Annotated in this window: 19 protein-coding genes; 15 read left to right on the forward strand and 4 right to left on the reverse strand. The window is 74.2% G+C overall.

Annotated elements, in window-relative coordinates:
- The first annotated feature begins 10 nt into the window (after window positions 1-10).
- From GA0070558_RS24165 to htpG, 11 genes are all read left to right on the forward strand, one after another.
- Complete coding sequence (locus GA0070558_RS24165) at window positions 11-5,065, forward strand: non-ribosomal peptide synthetase (RefSeq protein WP_091283879.1); 5,055 nt, start codon at window positions 11-13, stop codon at window positions 5,063-5,065.
- On the forward strand, window positions 5,058-5,885 hold the full coding sequence (locus GA0070558_RS24170; protein WP_176734356.1) for an AzlC family ABC transporter permease: 828 nt from the start codon (window positions 5,058-5,060) through the stop codon (window positions 5,883-5,885). Before GA0070558_RS24165 ends, GA0070558_RS24170 begins: the two co-directional genes overlap by 8 nt.
- A 5-nt stretch (window positions 5,886-5,890) precedes the next feature.
- The gene (locus GA0070558_RS24175) at window positions 5,891-6,220 is read left to right on the forward strand and encodes an AzlD domain-containing protein (RefSeq protein WP_141722304.1); all 330 of its coding nucleotides are present in this window, start codon (window positions 5,891-5,893) and stop codon (window positions 6,218-6,220) included.
- Complete coding sequence (locus tag GA0070558_RS24180) at window positions 6,202-7,101, forward strand: carbon-nitrogen hydrolase family protein (RefSeq protein WP_218107074.1); 900 nt, start codon at window positions 6,202-6,204, stop codon at window positions 7,099-7,101. Before GA0070558_RS24175 ends, GA0070558_RS24180 begins: the two co-directional genes overlap by 19 nt.
- Window positions 7,098-8,279, forward strand: a complete 1,182-nt coding sequence (locus GA0070558_RS24185) for a trans-sulfuration enzyme family protein (protein WP_077940172.1) — start codon at window positions 7,098-7,100, stop codon at window positions 8,277-8,279. Before GA0070558_RS24180 ends, GA0070558_RS24185 begins: the two co-directional genes overlap by 4 nt.
- Window positions 8,279-9,271, forward strand: a complete 993-nt coding sequence (gene pip, locus GA0070558_RS24190) for a prolyl aminopeptidase (protein WP_091283884.1) — start codon at window positions 8,279-8,281, stop codon at window positions 9,269-9,271. Before GA0070558_RS24185 ends, pip begins: the two co-directional genes overlap by 1 nt.
- Before the next feature lie 83 nt (window positions 9,272-9,354).
- Window positions 9,355-10,155, forward strand: a complete 801-nt coding sequence (locus tag GA0070558_RS24195) for a hypothetical protein (protein WP_141722305.1) — start codon at window positions 9,355-9,357, stop codon at window positions 10,153-10,155.
- 130 nt (window positions 10,156-10,285) lie between these two features.
- Entirely contained in the window at window positions 10,286-11,479 is a 1,194-nt protein-coding gene (locus GA0070558_RS24200) for a helix-turn-helix domain-containing protein (protein ID WP_077940175.1), read from the forward strand.
- A 206-nt stretch (window positions 11,480-11,685) separates the two neighbouring features.
- Window positions 11,686-11,850, forward strand: coding sequence for a hypothetical protein (locus GA0070558_RS33535; protein ID WP_176734358.1), 165 nt, complete (start codon window positions 11,686-11,688; stop codon window positions 11,848-11,850).
- Entirely contained in the window at window positions 11,837-13,036 is a 1,200-nt protein-coding gene (locus tag GA0070558_RS24205) for a helix-turn-helix domain-containing protein (protein ID WP_256092101.1), read from the forward strand. Before GA0070558_RS33535 ends, GA0070558_RS24205 begins: the two co-directional genes overlap by 14 nt.
- 89 nt (window positions 13,037-13,125) lie before the next feature.
- Window positions 13,126-15,039: a molecular chaperone HtpG gene (htpG, locus tag GA0070558_RS24210; protein ID WP_091283886.1), complete on the forward strand. Its 1,914-nt coding sequence runs from the start codon at window positions 13,126-13,128 to the stop codon at window positions 15,037-15,039.
- A 39-nt stretch (window positions 15,040-15,078) separates the two neighbouring features.
- On the opposite strand, the gene GA0070558_RS24215 is transcribed toward htpG, so the two are convergent.
- The 4 genes from GA0070558_RS24215 to GA0070558_RS24230 form a co-directional block, all read right to left on the reverse strand.
- A complete protein-coding gene (locus tag GA0070558_RS24215) occupies window positions 15,079-15,603 on the reverse strand; it encodes a GNAT family N-acetyltransferase (RefSeq protein WP_091283888.1) in 525 nt (174 codons plus the stop codon).
- Window positions 15,604-15,745: 142 nt separating this feature from the next.
- Window positions 15,746-16,561 carry a polyphosphate polymerase domain-containing protein gene (locus GA0070558_RS24220; protein ID WP_091283890.1) on the reverse strand — a complete coding sequence of 272 codons (816 nt, stop codon included), beginning with the start codon at window positions 16,559-16,561 and terminating at the stop codon, window positions 15,746-15,748.
- Window positions 16,558-17,160: a DUF4956 domain-containing protein gene (locus GA0070558_RS24225; RefSeq protein WP_091283892.1), complete on the reverse strand. Its 603-nt coding sequence runs from the start codon at window positions 17,158-17,160 to the stop codon at window positions 16,558-16,560. Before GA0070558_RS24225 ends, GA0070558_RS24220 begins: the two co-directional genes overlap by 4 nt.
- Before the next feature lie 153 nt (window positions 17,161-17,313).
- Window positions 17,314-18,804 carry a carbohydrate-binding domain-containing protein gene (locus GA0070558_RS24230; protein WP_091283894.1) on the reverse strand — a complete coding sequence of 497 codons (1,491 nt, stop codon included), beginning with the start codon at window positions 18,802-18,804 and terminating at the stop codon, window positions 17,314-17,316.
- 656 nt (window positions 18,805-19,460) lie between these two features.
- Here GA0070558_RS24230 and GA0070558_RS24235 point away from each other — a divergent pair.
- From GA0070558_RS24235 to GA0070558_RS33540, 4 genes are all read left to right on the forward strand, one after another.
- Complete coding sequence (locus tag GA0070558_RS24235) at window positions 19,461-19,934, forward strand: TlpA family protein disulfide reductase (protein WP_256092102.1); 474 nt, start codon at window positions 19,461-19,463, stop codon at window positions 19,932-19,934.
- Between the two features lie 232 nt (window positions 19,935-20,166).
- On the forward strand, window positions 20,167-20,607 hold the full coding sequence (locus GA0070558_RS24240; protein WP_077940181.1) for a DUF4395 domain-containing protein: 441 nt from the start codon (window positions 20,167-20,169) through the stop codon (window positions 20,605-20,607).
- 250 nt (window positions 20,608-20,857) lie between these two features.
- Window positions 20,858-21,385 carry a flavin reductase family protein gene (locus GA0070558_RS24245; RefSeq protein ID WP_091283899.1) on the forward strand — a complete coding sequence of 176 codons (528 nt, stop codon included), beginning with the start codon at window positions 20,858-20,860 and terminating at the stop codon, window positions 21,383-21,385.
- Between the two features lie 110 nt (window positions 21,386-21,495).
- Window positions 21,496-21,642, forward strand: coding sequence for a hypothetical protein (locus GA0070558_RS33540; RefSeq protein WP_176734359.1), 147 nt, complete (start codon window positions 21,496-21,498; stop codon window positions 21,640-21,642).
- Window positions 21,643-21,647: the final 5 nt, after the last annotated feature.

The raw sequence follows: 21,647 nt of genomic DNA on the forward strand, positions 1-21,647 counted from the left end.
GGGAGAGCTCATGCAGTCGCTGATGACCCGGGGCCAGCTCAGGATCGCCGCCGCGCGGCGGCCCGACCACGCCCGGCACTGGCACGGCGTGCTCGCCGCCGGGGCGGAGCGGGTGGGCTTCCCCGAAGACCACGCCGCCGCACCGGGCACCCCGCCGCGCCCGGAGGCGGTCACCGTGCCGCTGGGCGCCGCGCTGGCCGACCGGCTCGCCGCCGCCAGCCGGGGCGCCGAGGCGGCCCGGTTCGTGCTGGTCGCCGCCGCCGTGGCGGCCCTGCTGCGCCGCTGGACCGGCGCGACCGAGGTGCTGGTCGGCCGCCCCGCCGACGGCGACGCGCTGGCCGGGCTGCTGCCGCTGCGGGTGGCCGCCGGCCCGGACCGCAGCTACCGGGACCTCGTCGGGCAGGTGCGCGCCGCGCTGCCCGAGGCCGAACGGTACGCCGACTACCCCGTCGAGCTGCTCGCCGAGGACCTCGCCCCGCACGCCGAACAGGGCCGCCACCCGTTCCTCGACGTCGCCGTGCACACCGCCGACGCGGCCGTCGACCCCCGCGTCGGGATCACCGTGGCCGTCGTCGACGCCGACCTGACCGTCCACCACGACGCCGCCCGCCACGACCGGGGCACCGCCGAGCGGATCGCCGCCCACCTGCTGCTCCTGCTCGCCGCCGCGCTCGCCGCCCCGGACGGCCCCGTCGACGACGTCGATCTGGTGACCCCGGCCGACCGGGCGGTGCTCGCCGCCATGAACGACACGACCGTGGACGTCGCCGCCGGCCCGCGCCCCGACGCGTGGGTGGCCCGGCGGGCCGCCGACACGCCCGAGGGCGTCGCCGTGCGTACCGACGAGGGCGCCTGGACCTGGGCGGAGCTGGAGCGGCGGGTCGCGGCGCTGGCGGCGGACCTGCGCGCGGCCGGCGCGGGCCCGGAGACGGTCGTCGCGGTCCTGGCCGCGCGGTCGCCCGCGCAGCTCGCGGCGATCCTGGCCGTGCACCGGGCCGGCGCGGCCTACCTGCCGGTGGACCCCGGCTACCCGCCGGCCCGCGTCGGCTACCTGCTGCGCGACAGCGGCGCGGCCCTGGTGGTGGCCGCCGACGCCACGGCGGTGCCCGACGGCGTGCCGGTGGTCGCGCTGCCCCCGGCCGACGCCGACCTCGCGCCGACCGCCGACCTCGCGCCGACCGCCGACCCCGCGCCGACCGCCGACCTCGCGCCGACCGGCGGGCCGGCGGCGACCCCGGCCGGCGAACCCGCCCCGCCCGGCGACGGCGACGACCTCGCCTACGTCATCTACACCTCCGGCTCCACCGGCGAGCCGAAGGGGGCGATGATCGCGCACCGGGCCCTGGCCAACCGGCTCGCCTGGATGCAGCGGCACTACCCGATCGGCCCGGACGACGTCGTGCTGCACAAGACCCCCACCACGTTCGACGTGTCGGTGTGGGAGCTGTTCTGGTGGGCCCGCGAGGGCGCGTCGGTGTGCCTGCTGCCGCCGGGCGCGGAACGCGACCCGCGCGCCATCGTCGCCGCCGTCGCCGCCCACCGCGTGACCGTCCTGCACTTCGTGCCGTCGATGCTGGGCGCGTTCCTCGACTGGCTGGCCACCGCCGACACCGCCGGCCTGGCCGGGCTGCGGCGGATCTTCGCCAGCGGCGAGGCCCTCGGCACCCACCACGTCGACCGGCTCGCCGCGCTGCTGCCCCACGTCGAACTGGTCAACCTGTACGGGCCGACCGAGGCCACCGTCGACGTCACCCACCACCCGTGCGTCCCCGGCGCGGCGCGGGTGCCGATCGGCCGCCCGGTGGACAACACCCGGCTGCACGTGCTCGACGGGCGGCTGCGGGCGCAGCCCGTCGGCGTGCCCGGCGAGCTGTGCATCGCCGGGGTGCAGCTGGCCCGGGGCTACCTCAACCGGCCCGAGCTGACCCGGGACCGGTTCGTCGCCGCCCCCGCCGTCGGGGAGGACCGGGTCTACCGCACCGGCGACCTCGCCCGGGTGCTGCCCGACGGCACCATCGACTACCTGGGCCGCCTCGACCACCAGGTGAAGGTGCGCGGCTACCGGGTCGAGCTGGGCGAGGTGGAGGAGGCGCTGCGCGGCCACCCGGCCGTCAAGGACGCCGTGGTCGTCGCCCGCGACGGCAACCTGCTCGGCTACGTGCGCACCGCCTCCCCGGTGGCCGAACGGGCGCTCACCGACCACCTGGCCGGGGTGCTGCCCGCCTACCTGGTGCCCGCCCGGGTGGTGGAGCTGGCCGAGTTCCCGCTGTCGGCCAACGGCAAGCTGGACCGGCGGGCGCTGCCCGACCCGCCCGCCGACGACCGGCCGTACGTGCCACCGCGCACCGACGCCGAGCGGATCCTCGCCCAGGCGTGGGCCGACGTGCTTGGGGTCGACCGGGTGGGGGTGGAGGACAACCTGTTCGCCCTCGGCGGCAACTCCATCCACTTCGTCACCGTCCTGGCCCGGGCGCACGCCGCCGGCCTGGACCTCAGCTTCCAGCAGATGTTCCGGCACCCCACGATCGCCGCGCTCGCCGCGGCCCCCGCCGACGGCCAGCGACCCCCGGCGTACGCGCCGTTCGACCTGGTGTCGCCGGCCGACCGGGCGCTGCTGCCCGACACGGTGGTCGACGCGTACCCGCTGGGCCAGCTCCAGGCCGGGCTGATCTTCCAGAACGAGCTGGCCCGGGGCGCGGCCCAGTACCACGACATCATCAGCTTCCTGATCAGCGCCCCGTTCGACGAGGCCGCGTTCGCGGCGGCCGTGCGCTGGCTGGTCGCCGACCACCCGATCTTCCGCACCAGCTACCACCTCACCGGCTACTCGGAGCAGCTCCAGCTCGTGCACGCCGACGCGCCCACCCCGCTGTGGGTGACCGACCTGCGCGGGCTCACCCCCGCCGAGCAGGAGCGCCGGTACGCCGACTGGCACGACCGGGAGCAGTCGTACCGGTTCGTCTGGCAGGAGCCGGGGCTGGTCCGCATCCACGTGCACGTGCTCGCCGACGACCTCTACCGCTACAGCCTCAGCCAGCACAACTCCGCCCTCGACGGGTGGAGCATCACCCTGCTGCACACCCGGCTGTTCGACACGTACCACCGGCTGCGCGCCGGCCGCCCGCTGCCCGAGCCGCCGGCCGGCAACCACTTCCGCGACTACATCGGCCTGGAACGGCGGGCCGTCGCCTCGGCCGGGGACCGGGAGTTCTGGCGCGACGTCCTGGCCGCCGGCGGGGTCACCGAGCTGCCCCGCTGGGAGCCGCCCGCCGAGCCCGCCGCGCACCCCGTGGTGTTCCACGAGGTGGACATCCCCGCCGCGCTGTCCGAGCGGCTGCTGCGGCTGGCCGACCGGCTGGCCGTGCCGCTGAAGACCCTGCTGCTGGCCGCGCACGTCAAGGTGGTCGGCGCGCTGGCCGCCGACCCGGCCGTGATCACCGGGTACGAGCAGAGCGGCCGGCCCGAGGCCGAGGGCGCCACCGCCGCGCTGGGCCTGTTCCTCAACACCGTGCCGGTGCGCGTCGACATCGGCGACGGGAGCTGGGCCGACCTGGTGGGCCGGGTCTACCGGGCCGAGGCGGACCTGCTGCCGCACCGCCGCTACCCGATGGCGCAGATGAAGGCCGACGCCGCCACCACCGACACGCTGTTCGAGACGGTCTTCAACTACACCCACTTCTACCTGCTCAAGCAGCTGCGTGAGCTGCCCGGCTTCGACCTGCTCGACGTGCGGGTCAGCACGGAGACCGAGTTCGCGCTGCGCGCCGAGTTCATGCGGGACTTCCTCACCGACCAGGTCCGGCTCAGCCTGCACTACCACAGTGCCGAGTTCACCGCCGAGCAGGCCGCCGGCCTCGGCGCGGCGTACCGGCGGGCCCTGGTGGCCCTGGCCGACGACCCGGACGCCCCGCACGGCGGCTACGACCCGGGCCTGCCGCCGGCCCGCCTCGTCCCCGCCCGCCGGGCGTTCGCCCGCCCCGCGCCGGCCGCGCCCGCCGCCCCGGCCGGGCGCACCCCGCCCGGCACCGACACGGCCCGCCGCATCGCCCGCGCGTGGGCCGACACCCTCGACGTGCCGGTGGCCGACATCGCCGAGGAGGACAACTTCTTCGACCTCGGCGGGAACTCCCTGGCCGCGATGCGGGTCGTCGCCGCGCTGCGCCCGCTGGTCACCCTCCGGCAGCTCATGACCCACTCCGACCTGGGCCCGCTGGCCCGCGCCGTCGATGCCGCCGCCACCCCGGCCGCCGCCGGCACCGGCATCGCCGCGCCGCTGTTGCAGCCGCTGTCGCCGCCCGGCGTCGCCGCCGACCGGGTCCTGGTCTGCTTCCCGTACGCCGCCGGCAACCCGCTCGCCTTCCGGCCCCTGGCCGAGGCGCTCGCCGCACGCGGCGTGGCCGTGCTCGCGGTCGCCCTGCCGGGGCACGACCCCGGTCGCCCCGAGCCCCTGGCCGACCTCGACGAGGTGGCCGGCCGGGTCGTCGCCGAGCTGCGCGCCGCCGCCGGGGGCGAGGTGCTGCTGTGGGGGCACTGCGTCGGCGCGGCCCTCGCCGTGGAGGTCACCCGGCTGCTCGCCGCCGCCGGGTCCCCGCCCGCGCGGCTGTTCCTCGGCGGCAAGCTGCTGCGCGACGCCGCCGACATCGACGCCAGCATCGCCGAGGTACGCGCCCTCGACGAGGCCGGGGTCGTGGACTGGTTGGTCGGGCAGACCGGCTTCACCGACCTCGACGGCCTCGACGCCGGGCACACCTCGGCGCTGGTCGCCGCGTTCCGGCACGACGCCCTCGGCTCGCACACCTACCTGCGGGACCGGCTCGACCCCCTGGCCGACCGCCCGTTGACCGTGCCGGTGACGGTGGTGCTCGCCGCCGACGACCCGCTCACCGCCGCGCCGGGCGACGCGCCCGCTGCGTGGCGACGCATCGCCGCCGACGTGACCCTCGCGGAGATCGATGGTGGGGGACACTACTTCTGCCGTACCCGCGCCGGGGAGGTGGCCGACCTCGTCGCCGGCGCCGGCCCGGCCATGCCGCGCGACAGCCGCCCCGGGGAGGACCATGTCTGACCGCACGCCCACCAGCGCCCCCGAGCGCCCCGCCACGCCGCGCGGCGAGTTCGTCGCCGGGGCCCGCTCGATGGTGCCGTTCCTGCTGTCCGCGTTCCCCCTCGGCGTGATCGGCGGGACACTCGGCCTGGCCAGCGGGCTGTCCTACCTGGAGACGTTCGGGCTGGCCATGGTGGTCAACTCCGGCACCGCCCAGTTCATCGGCTTCAAGCTGATCGCCGAGGGCGCGGCGTGGCCGGTGATCGTCCTGACCACCCTCATCCTCAGCCTGCGCATGCTGATCTATTCGACGCTGCTCGCCCCGCACGTGCGGGAGCTGCCGCAACGGTGGCGGCTGCTGCTCGGCTTCGGGCTGATCGACGCGGTCTTCTTCGTCGCGTTCGACCGGATGAAGGGCGGCGAGCCGGCCCGCCGCAAGAGCATGTTCTACTTCGGCGCGTCCGCCGTCATGTACGTCAACTGGGCCGTCGCCACCGTCGTCGGCATGGTCGCCGGGCACCTGCTGCCCGAGCGGTGGCGCGCCGGCCTCGACTTCCCGATGACCGCCGTCTTCCTCGTCGTGCTCGCCGGGGCGCTGGCCGGCTGGAAGATCTGGAGCGCCGCCGTGTCGGCCGGCGCGCTGGCGATGCTGTTCCTCGGGCTGCCGTACAACCTGGGGTTGATCGTGGCCGCCCTCGGCGGCGCGTGCGTGGGGATGGCCTGCGAGCGGATCGAACGCCGCTGGTTCCCGCCGAAGCCGCAGGAACCGCCGCCCGCCGAGGAGCCGGCGCGCGACGACGACCCGGCGGTCGCGCCCGCCGTCGACGGCGACGGAAGGTGACCACGATGTCCATGCTGCTGCTCATCCTCGGCATGGGGCTGGCGACCTTCGCCCCCCGGTACGTCCCGCTGCTGGTCTTCCGCGACCGGGAGCTGCCCGCCGACGTCAAGACGTTCCTCGGCTACCTGCCGGCGGCCCTGCTCGCCGCCATCGCCGTGCCGTCCGTGCTCGCCCCGGTCGACAACCGGGTCGAGATCACCGTGGTCACGATCCCCTACCTGGTGGCCGGGTTGGTCACCCTGGTGACCGGTCTGTTCGTCGAACGGTTCATGATCGTGTGGACGGTCGGGCTGGCGGTCTTCTTCGGGCTGCGCTGGTGGTTGGGGGCGATGTGACGGGCGACGACGACCCGGTGCGGGAGCCGCTGCGGGTCGCCGCCGCGCAGATCGAGGCGGTCGGCGGCGACCTGGCCGGCAACGCGGCGGCCCACGTCGCGGCCGTCGCCGAGGCCGCCGCCCTCGGCGCCCGCGTGGTCGTCTTTCCCGAGCTGTCGCTGTGCGGGTACGACTACCCGCTGCTCGCCGCCGACGTCGCCCGCTGCGAGGTCGAGGTGGGCGACGCGGTCCTGCGGACGGTGGGCGGGGCCTGCCGGGCGCACCGGGTGACCGCCGTGGTCGGCGGCTGCGCCCGACGCGCCGACGGCTGGGCCATCGCCGCGTTCGTCGTCGGCCCCGACGGCGCGGTGTCCGCCACCTACCACAAGCGGCACCTCGACGCCGACGAGCGCGCGGTGTTCGTCGCCGGCCACACCGACACGATGGTGCAGGTCGGCGGCTGGCGGCTCGGTCTCGGCGTCTGCTACGACGCGAGCTTTCCCGAGCACGCCCGGGGCCTGGCCCTGGCCGGCGCGGACGCCTACCTGGTGCCCGGCGCGTTCACCGTCGGCGACTCCGACCACCGGCGCGGCGTCTACTTCCCGGCCCGCGCCCTGGAGAACACCAGCTACGTGCTGTTCGCCAACTACGCGGGCGCGCACGGCGGCTGGCGCTTCGCCGGCCACAGCGCCGTGTACGGCCCCGACGGCCGGGCCCTGGCCGCCGCCGGCACCGCCGCCGGGCTCGCCGTCGCCGACCTCGACGACGCGGTGCTGCGCCGCCAGCGCGACAGCCAGCGGATGCTGCGCGACCGGGCCGCCCCCGCGCCCGCGCCAAGCCCCGTCGTCATCCCCCCGCCCGACCCCGGGCAACGATCCGACCAGCATGAGGAGCACCGGTGACCGGCATCGGCACGACCGCGATCCACGGCGACGACGGCCTGTACCCCACGGGCGCGGTGTCGCCCCCGATCGTGCAGAGCGCCACGTTCGGCGCCGAGAGCGACGAGCGGTTCACCGAGGTCGCCACGCAGGTGCGCCCCGACGCCTTCTACACCCGCTACGGCAACCCCAACCACGCCCAGGTGGCCGCCGTGGTCGCCGAGCTGGAGGGCGTCGAGACGGGCCTGGTCACCGCCTCCGGCATGGGCGCGGTCACCACCATCGCGCTGGCCCTGCTCAGCGCCGGGGACCACGTGATCGTGCAGCGCAGCACGTACGGCGGCACCACCTCGCTGGCCACCGGCCTGCTCACCCGGTTCGGGGTGACCTGCACCCAGGTCGACCAGACCGACGTCGACGCGTTCGCCCGCGCCCTGACCCCGCGCACCCGGCTGCTGCTCGTGGAGACCCCCAGCAACCCGCTGCTGGAGCTGACCGACCTGACCGCCGTGATCGAGCTGGCCCACGCCCACGGCGCGTACGCCGTCGTGGACAACACGTTCGCCACCCCGGTCAACCAGCGGCCGGCGGCCCTCGGCGCGGACCTGGTCTGGCACAGCGCCACGAAGTTCCTCGGCGGCCACTCCGACGTCACCGCCGGGGTGGTCGTCGGCTCCGCCGAGCTGGTCGACCGGGTCTGGCAGACCGCCATCGTCACCGGCGCGACGCTGGGCCCGATCGACTCCTGGCTGCTGCTGCGCGGCATCCGCACGCTGCCGCTGCGGATGGCCCGGCACAACGACAACGCCCTCGCCCTGGCCCGGGAGCTGGAGGCGCACCCGGCGGTCGCCCGGGTCCGCTACCCGGGGCTGCCCAGCCACCCCCAGCACGACCTGGCCACCAGGCAGATGAGCGGGTACGGCGGCGTGTTCAGCCTCGACCTGGCCGGCGGCCAGCCGGCGGCGGCCACCCTCCTCGCCGAGCTGCGGCTGGCCAAGCGGGCCGCCAGCCTCGGCAGCGTCAGCACCCTCGTGGTGCACCCGCGTTCCATGTGGGCGGGGATCGTCGACACCGCGCAGCTCGCCGCCACCGGCATCGGGGAGGGCCTCGTGCGGGTCTCCACCGGCATCGAGGACACCGCCGACCTGCTCGCCGACTTCACCCGCGCCCTCGACGCCGTGACCGGACGGGCGGCCTGATGGGGCATCCCGTGGTGGAGCCGTACGACCAGGGAATGCTCGACGTGGGCGACGGGCACCTCGTCTACTGGGAGGTGTCCGGCAACCCGGACGGCAGGCCGGCCGTGGCCGTGCACGGCGGCCCCGGCGGCAGCTCGTCGCCCGGCACGCGCCGCCTGTTCGACCCGGCCCGCTACCGGCTCGTCCAGTTCGACCAGCGCGGCTGCGGGCGCAGCACCCCGCACGCCAGCGACCCGGCCGCCGACCTGCGGCACAACACCACCGACCACCTGCTGGCCGACATGGAGCGGCTGCGCGAGCACCTCGGCGTCGACCGGTGGCTGCTGTTCGGCAACTCGTGGGGCTCCACCCTCGGCCTCGCGTACGCCCAGCGCCACCCGCAGCGGGTCAGCGCGATCGTCCTCGTCGGGGTCACGATGAGCCGCCGGTCGGAGATCGACTGGCTGTACCGGGGTGTCGGCCGGTTCTTCCCCGAGCAGTGGCGGCGGTTCGTCGACGCCGTGCCGGCCGCCGACCGCCCGGCGATCGCACCGGGCCGGGGCTCGGCCGCCGAGCTGCTCGCCGCGTACGCCCGGCTGCTGGAGCACCCGGACGCCCAGGTCCGCCAGCGGGCCGCGATCGCCTGGCTCACCTGGGAGGACGCCGTCGTCTCCCTCGAACCGAACGGCACGCCCGACGTCTACCGCGACCAGCCGCCGGACGACCAGGTCGCGTTCGCCCGGCTCTGCGCGCACTACTTCTCCCACGGCATGTGGCTCGCCGACGACGCGCTGCTGCGCGACGCCCACCGGCTCGCCGGCATCCCCGGCGTGCTCGTGCACGGGCGTTTCGACCTCGGCGCGCCGCTGGAGACGCCGTGGTCGCTGGCCCGCGCCTGGCCCGACGCGGAGCTGATCGTGGTCGACGACTCCGGGCACACCGGCAGCGACGCCCTGCGTGGGCACCTGCGCGCCGCGCTCGACCGGTTCGCCCCGGTGTCACCGGCCGGCTGAGCGGCGTCAGCCACCGCCTATGATCCACAGTGCCGTGACCCGTGGTGGCGGCTTCGTCCTTCCATCGTGAGGTGACCCCCTACATGCAGGCTCGACGTCTGGTCGCCATCGTGACGGCCCTGACCGCCGTTCTCGCCGCCACCGGTTGTGGTCCGGACGACTCCGGGCAGCAGGCTTCCGTCTCGACGACGGAGGCGTCGTGCCGCCGCTCCGACGCCTCCCCGGTCGGGCGGCAGGGCGGGAGCGAGGAGCTGGCTGCCGCCGTCGGTTGGATCTCGCGGGAGCCGGTCCGGGTCACCACCGACTCGGCGGCGGCCACCGGTCAGGGGGTGATGGACGCGCGGAGACGCACCGCAACGATGTCCTACACCCTGAAGAGGAACGACCGGATGATCCTCGTGACGTTAGAAGAGGACGACGTGTACTTCGCCATGCTCAACGTGCCGGGGATCAGCTTCGGGACGATGTACTCGCTGTCCAGGGCCGAGGTGCCCGCAGGCAGCTACCTGGACGTCGACCCCACCGACCTGGGCGGCGCGCGCCGGTTGGTCGACGCGGTGGTGAGCGTGCAGAGCGGCGGCGAGCAGGCGGCCACGGGCAAGCGGCGGCTCGCCGGTGCCGTCGACCTGACGGCCACCTGGTATGCGAACGAGGAACTGTGCCGGAAGTTCGGCGACAGGGTCCGGGCGGTCCCGTTCACCGCGACCGTCGATGACCAGGGTCGGCTGGTCGAGTTCGTCGTCGAGCTGCACGCCCTCGCACCCGAACTGGGCGACGCGCGCACGAACTTGGAGGCCCTGGGAATGCCGACGAATCCCCAACGACCCCCGGGGAGTCAGCCTGCCGGCGACGTCCGCTCGCTGTTGGCGGCATTCGAAAGCTGACCATACGTCTGGCCCTGCGCCGACGCGTTCGCCTGCTCCCTGTGTTGGACTGGCCGCGAAGCGTTACTGCACGTACCGTCCGTTGTGCAGGCTCCACGCCGAACGTCGTCGATCTCGTCCAGGAGGAGTCATGGCCGACTACATCGGGCTGCGCGTCGCCAGATGGCGGGACGTCGCCGGGATGACGCAGCAGCAACTGGCCGATCGGATCAGTGTGACCGCCTCCTACATCTCGATGATCGAGTCGGGTAGGCGGCCGGTAACGAAGCGGTCGCGGCTCATCGCCCTGGCGAGTGCTCTCGGCGTCAGCGTCACCGACCTCACCGGGCAGCCGCACGCGCCACGCAGCGAGGACGATCTCGCCATCTACACCACCGTTCCGGCGCTGCGCGGTGCCCTCGACGACGACCCCGAGGAGCCGGGACGGTTGCTGGACCCAGCCGAGCTGCGGGCGTCCGTGGATCAGGCGATGGCGGCCCGGATGGCCTGCGACTACAAGGCATTGGCTCGACTGCTGCCCGATCTGGTTGCCGCCACGCGACAGCTCGCCGACTCCGGGCACCCGGAGGGACCGCGACTGTTCGTACGGGCGGCGGTGACCACTGTGCTCGCCATCAAGCCGTTCGGCTACATCGACCTGGCGGCGCGGTACGCCGAGCGCGCCGAGCAGGTCGCCGCGCTGGCCGGGCCGGCGGAGGCCGCAGCCGCCGCGTTCGCCGCCGCGCAGAGTGCCCTGTCGTCGGGCACGCACGGTGGTCGGCGGCGGTCGCTGGTGGTGGCGACGCGCGCAGCGGAACGACTGGGCGACACGGGCGACGACGCGGCGTTGACCTGGTACGGGATGCTCCACCTGCACTCCGCGATGTCGGCGGCATCGTTGGGCACCGGCGACCCGGATGGGCACCTGGCCGAGGCGGAGAGCGCCGCGCGTCGGGCCGGGTCCGACCCCTGGCGGATGGAGTTCACGCCGGCGAACTGCGGCATCTGGCGGGTGGGCGTGGCCGTCGAGAACGGCACCCCTGAGCGTGCGCCAGAGCGGGCCCGGCGCGTCGACCGGTCCCAGATTCGCAGCGCGAACCGTCGATGCCGCCTGCACCTGGACGCGGGGCGCGGGTGGTATGCGGCTGGCGACCAGGACCGGGCGATCCTGGCGTTCCTGGAGGCCGATAACGCGTCGCCCGCAGAGTTGCGGTCACGGCCGAGCGTGCGGGAGATCGTCGGGCAGATGGTCCGGGACGCCCGCCGACGGGGCACCGCCGAGCTGCGGGATCTCGCGACCCGGGTCGGCGTCGACCCACTGGACCCGGAACCACACGGAATCTAACTCACGGTTATCTTTCCGTCACTCCGACTGCTCTAGCGTCAGGGCAGGGACGCGATGGAGATCTTGGAAGATGGTGGCCCCTCCAGGGGCCGTTTCCTTCCAAGATCTCCCACGGGCACTGGCGGTCGCGTCCCTTCCACCGGGTGTGGCGGTGGCGGTCCTTCCCTGGGCCGCTGCGCCGCGCCCCTGGCAACGGAGGCGGGACGATGAGCGACGACGGGCCGGTCGAGGGTCGGGGCGAGCAGATCCAACAGGCGGAGCGGGAGGCAGCCCGGCAGCGGCTGCTCGCACAGGCCGAGGCGGAGCGGATACCGGCCGAGGAGACGACCCGGGCGGTGCCGGACCGGCGGTGGCGGCGTGGACAGCGGTGACCTCCTGCCCGTCGGCCGGCGGGTCGCGTACTGGCGGGGACGGCGGCGACTGTCGCAGCAGATGCTGGCCGACCGGCTGGGCAAGTCCAAGAGTTGGGTCGACAAGGTCGAGCGAGGCGTCCGAGCCCTCGACCGGGTCTCCATCCTGCACGATATCGCCGCCGTGCTGCGCATCGACGCGGCGGTGCTGCTCGGCCGCGACGCCCGGCCCGCCGAGGCGACCGAACGCGCCGAGGGCGTCGAGCGGATCCGGGCGGCCCTGTCGGCGTACGAGATCACGCTCGGCCGCGCCACCCAGCGGCCCGCCGTGCCCGCCGACCGGCTGGCGCGGCAGGTCGGACACGGGTGGATCACCTACCAGCATGCCCGGTACCCGCAGCTCGTCGACCTGCTCCCGCCGCTGCTGGCCGACGCGCAGCGCACCCACGCCCGCGATCCCGCGGCGGGGCGCGGGCCGCTGGTCGAGGCGTACCGGATCACGGCCGCACTGCTGGTCAAGGTCGGCGAGGCCGACCTGGCCTGGCTGGCCGCCGATCGGGCGGTGTCCGCCGCGACCGGCGACCGGGCGCTGGTGGCCGCCGCCGTGGTGCAACTCGGCCAGGCGCTGCGCGCGTCCGGCCGGGCGCGGGCGGCGAGGTCGGCGGCGCTGGCCGCCGCGTACCGGATCGCCCCGGCCGACCCCGACGACGGTACGCCGCAGGAACTGTCGCTGTGCGGGGCGCTGCTGGTCCAGGCGGCCCTGGCCGCCGCCCGCCACGGTGACGAGGCTTCCGCCACCGAACTGCTCGGCGAGGCCGCCGCGATGGCGGACCGGGTGGGGGAGAGGCACGACCACCACCGGACGGGGTTCGGGCCGACGACGGTCGGCTCGGCGCGGGTCGCGGCGGCCGTGGAGCTGGGCGCGGCCCGCGCGGCCGTGACCTGGCACGAGCGGACGACCCGGCGGGACGCCTGGCGGTGGCTGCCCGCCGAGCACCGGGCCGCGCACCTGCTCGACGCCGCCCGCGCCTACCTTCAGGCCGACGACCCGGCCAGTGCCGGCCGGACCCTGGTCGACGCCGATCGCACGGCGCCGGCCGAGGTGCGCCACCGCCCGGCCGCCCGGTCGGTGCTGGCCCAGGTGGTACGCGACCCGCACGCCCCGGCCACGATCGTGCAGCTAGCGCTCGCCCTCGGGGTCACGTGAGCGGGCGGGTGTCGCGACGGGCAGCGACGGCTCGTATCCTGTGCGCGAAGGCACCACGAAGGCATCTGAAGTCACTGAAGGGGGTCGGTGTGAGCAACCGGATCGAGACGCTGGAGTTCCAGGCGGAGGCGCGCCAACTGCTCCAGCTGATGGTCCATTCGATCTACTCGAACAAGGACGTCTTCCTGCGGGAGTTGATCTCCAACGCCTCCGACGCGTTGGACAAGCTCCGCTTGGAGTCCCTGGTCGACAAGGATCTCGCAGCCGACGTCTCCGACCTGCACATCGAGATCGAGGTCGACCGCGACGCGCGCACCCTCACCGTCCGGGACAACGGCATCGGCATGTCCCGCGAGGAAGTCGTCCGCCTGATCGGCACGATCGCCAAGTCGGGCACCGCCGAGCTGCTGGCGAAGCTGCGCGAGTCGAAGGACTCGGCGGCGTCGGCGGACCTGATCGGGCAGTTCGGCGTCGGGTTCTACGCCACGTTCATGGTCGCCGACCGGGTCACCCTGCTCACCCGCCGCGCCGGGGAGAGCGAGGGCACCCGCTGGGAGTCGACCGGCGAGGGCACCTACAGCGTGGAGACCGTCGACGACGCGCCGCAGGGCACCGCCGTCACCGTGCACCTCAAGCCCGAGGACAGCGACGACCACCTCTACGACTACACCGCCGAATGGAAGATCCGCGAGATCGTCAAGCGATACTCCGACTTCATCGCCTGGCCGATCCGGATGACGGTCGAGCGCAAGGGCGAGGGCGACGAGACCACCCGCGAGGTGCAGACCGTCAACTCGATGAAGGCGCTGTGGGCCCGGCCGCGCAGCGAGGTCGACGAGGCCGAGTACAAGGAGTTCTACAAGCACGTCAGCCACGACTGGGCCGACCCGCTGGAGACCATCCACATGCGGGGCGAGGGCACCTTCGAGTACGAGGCGCTGCTGTTCCTGCCGTCGCACGCGCCCGTGGACCTGTTCGCCCCGCAGGCCCGCCGGGGCGTGCAGCTCTACGTCAAGCGCGTGTTCATCATGGACGACTGCGAAGCGCTGATGCCCAACTACCTGCGCTTCGTCAAGGGCGTCGTCGACGCGCACGACCTGTCGCTCAACATCTCCCGGGAGATCCTCCAGCAGGACCGCCAGATCCAGGCGGTGCGCCGGCGGCTGGTGAAGAAGATCCTCGCCACCGTCAAGGAGCTGAAGGCCAACGAGGCCGAGAAGTACCGCACCTTCTGGTCGGAGTTCGGCCCGGCGCTGAAGGAGGGCCTGCTCGACGACCCGGACAACACCGACGCGATCCTCGACGTCGTCTCGGTCGCCTCCACCCACGACCCGGCCGAGCTGACCGGCCTGCGCGACTACGTGGAGCGGATGAAGGACGGCCAGTCCGACATCTACTACATGACCGGCGAGTCCCGGTCGATGATCGAGAACTCGCCGCACATGGAGGCTTTCCGCGCCAAGGGCTACGAGGTGCTGATCCTCACCGACCCGGTCGACGAGGTCTGGGTCGAGCGGGTCGGCCAGTTCGACGGCAAGCCGCTGCGGTCCATCGCCAAGGGCCAGGTCGACCTGGACACCGAGGAGGAGAAGAAGGAGGCCGAGTCCGCCCGCGAGCAGCAGCGCCAGGAGTACGCCGACCTGCTGACCTGGATGTCCGGCAAGCTCGCCGACAGCGTGAAGGAGGTCCGGCTCTCCACCCGCCTGACCACCTCCCCGGCGTGCGTCGTCGGCGACGCCCACGACATCACCCCGACGCTGGAGAAGATGTACCGGGCGATGGGGCACGAGGTGCCGCAGGTCAAGCGGATCCTGGAGCTCAACCCGGGGCACCCGCTGGTGGAGGGGCTGCGCAAGGCCCACGAGCAGGACGCCGCCGCCGACGGGCTCGCCGACACCGCCGAGCTGCTGTACGGCATGGCGCTGCTGGCCGAAGGCGGGGAACTGGCCGACCCCTCCCGGTTCACCCGTGTCCTCGCCGACCGGCTGGCCCGTACCCTCTGACGTCTTCCCTCTGACGTCGCGGGGCTCCGTGCGGCGGTGCTACAGCGCTACCCAGTACCGCCGCACGGGGCCCAGCTCGGTGACCCGCACGTCGTCGAGGACGCCGCCGTGGCGTTCGATCGTCCTCGCCGACGCGTCGTTGTTTACCGCACAGGTGATCAGTACCCGGTCCAGGCCGAGCGTCCGTGCCTCGTCGAGCATCCGGCCCAACGCCCACGTTGCCAGGCCGCGACGGCGCGCCGACGGTCGGATGCCGTAGCCGATCTGGCCGGCGACACGCAGCAGGAAGTCGGTGAGCTCGTGCCGTAGCGCGATCCCACCGAGCACTCGACCGTCCTCGACGATCCACCGGTATGTGCAGGGCACCCGCCTGTCGGCCGTCGGTCCGCCGGCTTCCGGGCCCTCGACCAACCGGGCCACCCAGGCCGCGAACCCGGCGGGGGAGTTCACGTCGTCGTTCGGCCGCAGCCCGAAGCCGTCCTCGTGGACGCCGGGGCCCCACTCGCGATGGGCGTCGAGCCAGGCGTCGTGCAGCCGGACGGTGGGCGCGATCAGCTCGACCATGCGGCGACGATAGCCCCCGGCGTCGGCACGTGCGGTGCGGGCCGAGCGGCGCTGTCGGCGACGCTGCGGCTGCCGACGTGCTGCTTGCGGACCCGGAGCCGTCCGGCGGCCCGGCAGCCGCGCCGCCGGACGTCGCGGGGACTCAGACCGACGGCGGCGACGACGACGGCGGTGCCTCCGTGCCGGCGTCCGGCGTGAAGTGCCGCCGCAGGGTGCGTCGCCAGCGGGCGCAGGGCAGTTCGGGGCGCAGGGCCGCCAGTCCGGTCGCGTACTTGGAGACGGCAACCGGGCGGTGGCCGTGGCTCCACAGCAGGCGGTCGACGTGCGAGGCGGTCGACCCGGTCTTCGTTTCGACGATGGCCAGTCCGGGCAGCTCCAGCCGCGCGCCGTGGCCGCCTTCCCAGCACAGTCCGAGGTCGATGGTCGCCCGGCTCGCGGTCGTCGGCAGGAACAGCGTGCTGCGCAGGTATCTGGTGGTGAGCGTCGAGGCGAACGCGAGGCCGGTCCCGCCGCCGGTGCCGAGCGTCGCGAGGATCCCGTCGACGAACGTCCGGCCGGGCGACAGGGTGCCGCTGTCGCCGGGGTGGTAGGGCAGCCGGTGCTTGACCGTGCCGCCGCGCGTGCCCTCGGTCTTCACCTCCAGCCAGCACAGGTCCGAATCGACGTACGTCCGGGTTCTGATCTTGAAACGGCGGCGGCGTCGGTGGGCGGTGAGCCGGTAGCTGACGAGGTCGGGGGTGTCGAAGTACACCGACTCGTACCGGAACGACCGCCGGCCGTCGATCTCCAGCACCTGCGTGCCGGGGTCGAGCCCGGCGAGCAGGCCCGGCACCTCGGCGGCCGGGAGCAGGTACTTGCGGTCGAACCGGGTCTGCAGGGCGGCGCGTCCGGTCAGCTCCGCGAGGTCGATCGGCGCGAGGTCGGCCAGCACCGTGGTGGGCGTGGCGAGGGGGATCATCGCGTCGCGCCCGTCGCGCCCGTCTCGACCGGTCGCCGGGCGGCACCCGTGGTGGCCTTCGGCCGGGAGTAGCGGACGTCGACGACGGTGGTGTCGTTGACCAGGTCGATCCGTTCCACGTTGGCGGCGTGCACCCGCGCGCCGAGCTGTTGTTCGAGGTGGGCGGTGAGGGCGACCGGGTCGGTCAGCACGGTGTCGAGCACCATGACGTGCCGCCGGTAGCGGCGCAGAAGCCGGGGGTGGTCGCCGACGTACATGACCGCGAGGATCAGCCCCGTCAGGCCGGCGACCGTCCAGACCGAGGTGCCGGAGAGCGGGCCGAGGATGCCGAGCGCGAGGGCGGAGAAATAGTACGCCACCTCGTGCTGGTCGAGCTCGGTCGAGCGGAGCCGGATGATCGAGAGTACGCCGAACAGACCCAGCCCGAGGCCGGCCCCGACGGTGCCGCTGCTGAGCGAGCTGGCCACGGCGAAGACGCCGACGTTGACGCCGAGGTAGGCGACCACCAGGTCCCGCCGCCGATGACGGGGGAAGTACAGGGCGAAGACGAGCAGGCCCACGGCGACCAGGTTCATCCCGGTCAGGACCAACCGTGACATTGATGCTCCTCTGAGGTTTACCCGGCGTCGCGGGGTACGGGGTCGGCGCGCGGGCTGCGGATCGGTGCGGGGCGAGGTGGGGAGGGGTGCGGCGAGGGCGGGGCCAGGGCCGCCCGGCCAGGACCGCGCGGTCCTGGCCGGGCGCACCGGGGATCAGGAGCGGATCATGCCGCCGCTGTACTGGCCGGCGGTCACCCCGGTCAACACCCGGGTCGCGCCCGAGATGCTGCCGCCGGTGTACAGGCCGCCGACGTTCGTGCCGCTGACGCTGCCGCCGGTGTAGACGTCGTACCGCTGGCCGTTGGTGATGCGGTTCGACGAGATGACGACCTCCCGGAAGCTCTTCGACGCCCGGAACGAGGCCAGCACGGTGCTGCCGGAGACGACGTGCACGATCGTGTTGGCGGCGTAGGTGGTGCTGAACCGGGGGGCCACCCAGCCCTGGCCGGTGTTCGGCACCGCCTTGAACACGGCCATCGAGGTCAGGCCGGCACCCACCACCGTGCCGCCGGTGAAGCTGAGCGTCGCGTCGGTGTCGAGCGCGCCCTCGCCGCCGCCCCGGGTGCTGGAGCCGTTGGCGACCACCGTGCCGCCGGCGAAGGTGAGTTCGCCGTTGGAGTCGAACCCGTCGGTGCCGCCGGTGGCCACGACCGTGCCCCCGGTGACCCGGATGAACGCGTTCGGGGAGGGCTCCATGTGGCCGAGGCCCTCCTCGGCGGCGTTGACGGCGTCGTCGCTGGCCACGACCGTGGAGTTGCCGCCGCTGATGGTGAGCTTCAGCGCCTCCAGCGCCTCGTACGACCGGGTCACGTTGATCGTGCCGCCGGAGATGTTCAGCGCGTTCTCGCCCTTGATGCCGTCGTCGGCGACGGAGACCGAGATCGTGCCGTTGGTGATGTTGACGACGCCCTTTCCGGCTTCCGTGTCGTTGGACTTGAGCCCGTCGCCGGCGGTCGAGGTGACGGTGATGGCACCGCCGTTGACGGTGAGCGAGTCCTTGCCCCGGATGGCGTCGTCCACCGCGTTCACGGTGATCGTGCCGGACTGGATGACCAGGTCGTCCTTGCTGACGATGCCGTCCTGGTAGCGGGCCTGCACGGTCAGCGCCCCGGTGCCGCCGATGGTCAGGTCGGCGGCGCTGAACAGCGCGGCGTCCGGCTCGCCGGTGGTGGTGTAGGTGGTCGCGTCGGTGAGCCTGTTGGTGGTCCCGGCGGCCAACGTGACAGTGACGGCGTCGGCGTTGGTCACGTACAGGGGCGAGGACGTCGAGTTCGTGATCGAGGCGCCGCTGAGAATGATCTCGACGGTTCCGGCGGCGGCGGTGTCCACCTTGACGTAGCCGTTGTTCAGCGTGCCGCTGATCTGGTACGAGCCGGGTGCCGTGATGGTGATGGCGCTGCCAGAGACGGTGACGTTGCTGCCCGCTACGCTCGCGCCGGATCCGTTGAGGGTGATCGTGGCGGTCGGGGCGGCGATGGCGGCGCCGGCGAGCGGGCCGGCCAGCAGAGTGGCCGTGAGCCCGGCGAGGACGGCGGTTCTGCGGGTGGTCGAGGTCATGGTGATCCCGTTCTTCGAGGGCAGGTGGATGCGGTCCTGAACGCCGGCTGTTCGGTAGGTGAACGGCCGGTGAATGCGCCATGGCATCGACAATCATAGATAGATGTTCGATTGGGTCATAGGTCTCGCGGCGGAAAAGCGGTCGCCGCCGCGAATGACAGGTTGCTGACAGCAAACGCTGACGGAATTCTGAGCTGCGGGCGCTTGACGCCACCCGCAACTCGCCTTCGGCCGTACCGCCGCCCCGGGCGGCGTGCGAATCTTGGACAGTTCCCGTCCGCGACGGACCGGAACTGTCCAAGAATCAGAGGGCGGCCGGCGGTGGCTCGGCGCCCGGCGAGGGCGATGCGCCATCCGGCCGGCTCCGGCTGGCTCCGGCCGGGCGGAGCCGGCTCTGGTCGGGCGGGGGCGGCTCTGGTCGGGCGGGGGCGGCATCCGCCCACCCCTTTGCTCTGCACCCAAGGGCGCAACGCTTTACGCAGCGCAGCCGCGCGTCGGCCCCGCCACCCCTTCGTTCCTCGCGTAGGCGCAGCTCACGCTGGGTGTTGCGCGGATGGGTGCAGAGCAAAGGGGATGCGAGGCGTCAGGCGGGGTCAGGTGGGCGTCACACAGAGTGATCGCGGCTGCCCCTGCTGAGCCCGCGGCGGCCGACGCGGCGGCGGAACGGGCCGGGCGGCGGTGCCGGCGTTCCGCCATCCGGACCGCCGATGGGCGCTGACCTGGTCCTGTGGCACCCTGGACCGGTGCGGGACCAGACCCTGACCGGCGTGCTGCTGGTCGTCGGCGTGCTCGGCCTCGCCACCTGCTTCGGCTGGTGGCGACGCCGCCGCGACGGCCGCCTCCGGTCGGTCGCCCCCGCCGCTGGGGCTGGCACCGGCCCCGGCGCGCCGCAGGACGCGCACCGGGCCCTGCTCGCGCGGCTGGGCGCGCGCTCCGGCGCGGTGACGCTGGTTCAGTTCTCCTCGGCGGTGTGCGCGCCGTGCCGTGCGGCCCGCCGGGTCCTCGAGCAGGTCGAGGCGGTCGTCCCGGGCGTCGTGCTGGTCGAGGTCGACGCCGAGCAGCACCTTGACGCCGTCCGTGAGCTGGACGTCTGGCGGACGCCGACGGTGCTGGTGGTCGACCCGGCCGGGCGCGTGGTGCTCCGGGCGTCCGGGGTGCCCGTGCGGGACGAACTGGTCGCGGCCGTCGCGCCGCTGCTGGCCGGAGCCGACCGGTGACGATCACGCGGTCGTCCGCGCGCCGGTCGTCCGGGCCGCCCTCGGGGTCCGTGCCGCCGTCAGGGTCCATGCCGCCGTCGGGGGCCGGTTCTGCGCGCGGGGTGCGACTGACCCGACGGCGAGCGGTGGACCACGGGCGGCTCGCGGCGAGCCTCTGTCCGGCGTGCCACGCCGCCTGACAGTCGCCCCCGCGCGCCACGGCGCGCCCCCTCGCCGAACGGACCCTCACGCCATGCTGCTCGACCCTCGCGGCCCCCGGTTCGCCGCCGCCGTCACCACCGTCGTCCTCGCCGCCGCGCTGATCACCGGCTCACTCGCCCTGGTGCTCACCCAGGCGGTGGTCTTCGCCGTCACGGCGGCGAGCCCGCGCCTCGGCCCGTACGCCCTGGCCTACCGGGCGCTGGTCGCGCCCCGGCTCGACCCGCCCGCCGAGCGGGAGCCGGCCGCCCCGGTGCGGTTCGCCCAGCTCGTCGGGTTGGCGTTCATGCTGCTGGCGGCCGTCGGGCACCTCGCCGGCCTGCCGGCGCTCGCCCTGACCGCCACGGCGGCGGCCCTGGCCGCGGCCTTCCTCAACGCGGCGTTCGACTTCTGCCTCGGCTGCGAGGCGTACCTCGCGCTGCGTCGGCTCACCGGGCGGCCCGTGCCCGCCCGGGTGCCGACCGGCCCGGCCTGATCGACTGCCTGCGCGGGGTCCGCTCCGGAGCCGGCGCGCGGCGGCCCGTGGCCGGGCGATCCGGCTTGCTCGGGGGCGTCCTGGCCGGCGTCGACGCGGCGTTGCCAAAATCCCTACTTTTCAAGTAGGATTTGCGGGTGGTGGGGGTGGTCGGTTAGCGTCGGAGGCACCGGACGCCGCATCGATGTGCGTCCCGGCCGATCCGGGGCGGCCCACCCCGGGCTGCACCGTGCGATCCTGGGAGCCTCCGATGACCGCCGACCCGCAGCAGGGACCCATCGTCGATGCCGACACGACCTCGCTGCGGAGCGTCCTGCGTCAGCAGGCCAGCACCGTCACCGTGGTGACGGCCCCCGGGGCCACGCCGGTCGGCTTCACCGCGACGTCGTTCACGTCGGTGTCGCTGGATCCGCCCGTGGTGTCCTTCTGCCTCGGTCTCGCCTCGTCGGCGTGGCCCACGGTGGCGCGCGCCCGGCACGTCGCGGTGCACCTGCTCGCCCAGCACCAACGGGACCTGGCCCGCACGTTCGCCGCCACCGGGATCGACCGCTTCGCCCACCCGACCCGGTGGCGGGTCGGCCCCGAGGCGGTGCCGATCCTCGACGACGCGCCGGCGTGGCTGCTCTGCCGCGTGGTGGACCGGGTGGTCGTCGGCGACCACGCGATCGTGCTCGCCGAACCCGAGCTGCTGCGGCACGCCGACGTCGGCTCGCCGCTGCTCTACCACCGGGGCGGCTACGCCGGCGTCGACCCGGCCGACCGGGCCGCCGTGGCCTGAACGGCCCCGTCGAGCAGCGGCGCCCGGTCGACGGGTGCGTGCGGCAACCGTGCGGCGGTCACCGCCCACCGGGCGTCGCGCGTCGTCGCCTGGCCCCACGACCGCGCGACGTGCGGCAACCGCGGGCCGCCACCCGGGCCGGCGCCGCGACGCCGACATCGGCGACGAGCGACACCCTCGACGAGGGGGGCGCGCCCGCCGCCGTTGCGCAGGTCGCGGCGACGGTGCGGGGCGAGGTCCGCGTGTACGCGGGCTGACGCCC

Source organism: Micromonospora haikouensis, from assembly GCF_900091595.1.
GTDB classification, from domain to species: Bacteria; Actinomycetota; Actinomycetes; order Mycobacteriales; family Micromonosporaceae; genus Micromonospora; species Micromonospora haikouensis.